Annotated in this window: 2 rRNA genes; both read right to left on the bottom strand. The window is 54.6% G+C overall.

The window, feature by feature from the left end:
• Nucleotides 1–95: 95 nt before the first annotated feature.
• Nucleotides 96–210 (bottom strand): 5S ribosomal RNA (gene rrf / locus ACFQXB_RS20195).
• A 97-nt stretch (nt 211–307) separates the two neighbouring features.
• Nucleotides 308–3145 (bottom strand): 23S ribosomal RNA (locus ACFQXB_RS20190).
• Nucleotides 3146–3319: the final 174 nt, after the last annotated feature.

The raw sequence follows: 3319 nt of genomic DNA, 5'->3' as shown, positions 1-3319 counted from the left end.
CCTTCAGGTTATGAGCCTGACGAGCTACCGGGCTGCTCCACCCCGCGGTGGTTGTTTTTTGCACGTATTGAGGGATACTTTGTGTTTCTTTCTAGGTTTGGCGGTGACCTACTCTCCCACGTCTTGAGACGCAGTACCATTGGCGCGGCGGCACTTAACTTCCGAGTTCGGGATGGGATCGGGTGTTTTGCTCGCGCTATGACCACCAAACCGAGGAAGAAACACTGATCAGCGTTGTTTTTTTTCCGTATCTTTGAGCTTTTGATTTGTTTTCAGTAAGTGACGTTTTGTCTGTCTTTTACTGGATCAGATCAAGCCTATCGAGCAATTAGTACCGGTCAACTGAACGCATTGCTGCGCTTACATCTCCGGCCTATCGACGTGGTGGTCTTCCACGGCTCTCAAGGGAGATCTTGTTTTGAAGGGGGCTTCCCGCTTAGATGCCTTCAGCGGTTATCCTGTCCGTTCATAGCTACCCAGCACTGCCGTTGGCACGACAACTGGTCCACCAGTGGAACGTTCACCCCGGTCCTCTCGTACTAGGGGCAACTCTTCTCAAATCTCCTACACCCACGGCAGATAGGGACCGAACTGTCTCACGACGTTCTAAACCCAGCTCACGTACCTCTTTAAATGGCGAACAGCCATACCCTTGGGACCTGCTCCAGCCCCAGGATGAGATGAGCCGACATCGAGGTGCCAAACGGTGCCGTCGATATGGACTCTTGGGCACCATCAGCCTGTTATCCCCGGCGTACCTTTTATCCGTTGAGCGATGGCCCTTCCACTCGGGACCACCGGATCACTATGGCCGACTTTCGTCTCTGCTCGACTTGTCAGTCTTGCAGTCAGGCTGGCTTCTGCCATTGCACTCAACGAGCGATTTCCGACCGCTCTGAGCCAACCTTCGCGCGCCTCCGTTACGCTTTGGGAGGCGACCGCCCCAGTCAAACTACCCGCCACACAGGGTCCCGGATCCGGATGACGGACCGCGGTTAGACATCAAGCAAGGCAAGGGTGGTATCTCAAGGGAGGCTCCACCGGAACTGGCGTCCCGGTTTCAGTGCCTACCACCTATCCTGCACATGCCTGGCCTGATGCCAGTGTGAAGCTGTAGTAAAGGTGCACGGGGTCTTTCCGTCTAACCGCGGGAAGCCTGCATCTTGACAGGCAGTTCAATTTCGCTGAGTCCACATTTGAGACAGCGGGGAAGTCGTTACGCCATTCGTGCAGGTCGGAACTTACCCGACAAGGAATTTCGCTACCTTAGGACCGTTATAGTTACGGCCGCCGTTTACCGGGGCTTCAATTCGGAGCTTGCACCCCTCCTTTTAACCTTCCGGCACCGGGCAGGCGTCAGACCCTATACGTCGTCTTGCGACTTCGCAGAGCCCTGTGTTTTTAGTAAACAGTCGCCACCCCCTGGTTTGTGCCCCCGGCCTCTGCTTGCGCAAAAACCGGGCCTCCTTCTCGCGAACTTACGGAGGTATTTTGCCGAGTTCCTTAAATGTGGTTCTCTCAAGCGCCTTGGTATTCTCTACCAGTCCACCTGTGTCGGTTTAGGGTACGGTCTATATGGAGGGCTATTTCCAGGAACCCCTGAGCAGCCCGATCAATCCGTTAAGATCGAACTACCTTCGGGATCCGTCACCATCTCCTGGCCCAGGAATATTAACCTGGTTCCCATCGACTACGCCTTTCGGCCTCGCCTTAGGGGCCGGCTTACCCTGCTCAGATTAGCTTTAAGCAGGAACCCTTGGACTTTCGGCGACAGGGTCTCTCACCCTGTTTGTCGCTACTCATGTCAACATTCTCACTTCCGATCACTCCACCGGATGCCTCACGGCCCGGCTTCACAGTAAGCTCCATGTCTCCACTATGCCCGAGGGCATGAAGGAGACGCGGAACTATATCACGGAACGCTCCGCTACCACGTGCACCGAAGTGCACATCCTAAGCTTCGGCTCATGGCTTGAGCCCCGTTACATCTTCGCCGCAGGACAACTTGTCTAGACCAGTGAGCTGTTACGCTATCTTTAAAGGATGGCTGCTTCTAAGCCAACCTCCTGGTTGTTTTGGTCGTCCCACATGCTTTCCCACTTAGCCATGAATTAGGGGCCTTAGCTGTAGGTCAGGGTTGTTTCCCTCTTGACGACGGACGTTAGCACCCGCCGTCTGTCTCCCGGATAGTACTCTGCGGTATTCGGAGTTTGGTTAGGCTCAGTAAGGCTGTGGGCCCCCATCACCCATCCAGTGCTCTACCCCCGCAGGTATTCGTCCGAGGCGCTACCTAAATAGCTTTCGCGGAGAACCAGCTATCTCCAAGTTTGATTGGCCTTTCACCCCTAGGCACAAGTCATCCCGACCTTTTTCAACAGGTGTGGGTTCGGACCTCCAGTACGTGTTACCGTACCTTCATCCTGCTCATGCCTAGATCACTTGGTTTCGGGTCTGATCCCACGAACTCATGCGCCCATTTAAGACTCGCTTTCGCTGCGCCTACACCTATCGGCTTAAGCTTGCTCGTGAGACCAAGTCGTTGACCCATTATACAAAAGGTACGCCGTCAGGACTCGAGGTCCCTCCGACTGCTTGTAGGCGTCCGGTTTCAGGTACTGTTTCACTCCCCTCGTCGGGGTGCTTTTCACCTTTCCCTCACGGTACTGGTTCGCTATCGGTCAGTAAGGAGTACTTAGCCTTCGGGGGTGGTCCCCCGATCTTCAGACAGGATTTCACGTGTCCCGCCCTACTTGATACGTCCCGTTGAGCTTCCCATACGGGGCTGTCACCCGCTATGGCGCGCCTTTCCAGACGCTTCTGGTCACTCTCGGGGCTCGGCTGGTCCGCGTTCGCTCGCCACTACTAACGGAGTCTCTGTTGATTTCCTTTCCTCCGGGTACTTAGATGTTTCAGTTCCCCGGGTTTGCTCTTTTAGCCCTATGTGTTCAGGCCAAAAGTACCTGTATCACCCCGTTATTGACTGCCCCGAAGGGCAACAATAACAGAATGTCAGGTGGGTTTCCCCATTCGGAGATCCATGGATCAAAGCCTATTCCCGGCTCCCCATGGCTTATCGCAGGGTATCACGTCCTTCATCGCCTCTTACTGCCAAGGCATCCACCAAACGCCCTTATCGCGCTTGATCTGATCCAGAAAGAGACAGACTCTTTCTGATCAAAAGCTTGTACGTTTCCCGCTCCGACATCGCTGTCGGAACGTCGGCCACCATCCACAAGCGAATGATGACCTTCGGTTAGTGTACTAGACTTGGAAAAAACGTTGGTCTTGTCGCGGAAGCCAAAGCTTCCCGACGGATGCA

The sequence above is a fragment of the Halodurantibacterium daqingense genome (assembly GCF_042666235.1).
GTDB lineage: Bacteria > Pseudomonadota > Alphaproteobacteria > Rhodobacterales > Rhodobacteraceae > Halodurantibacterium > Halodurantibacterium daqingensis.
This window is presented reverse-complemented; position numbering and strand designations above follow the sequence as displayed.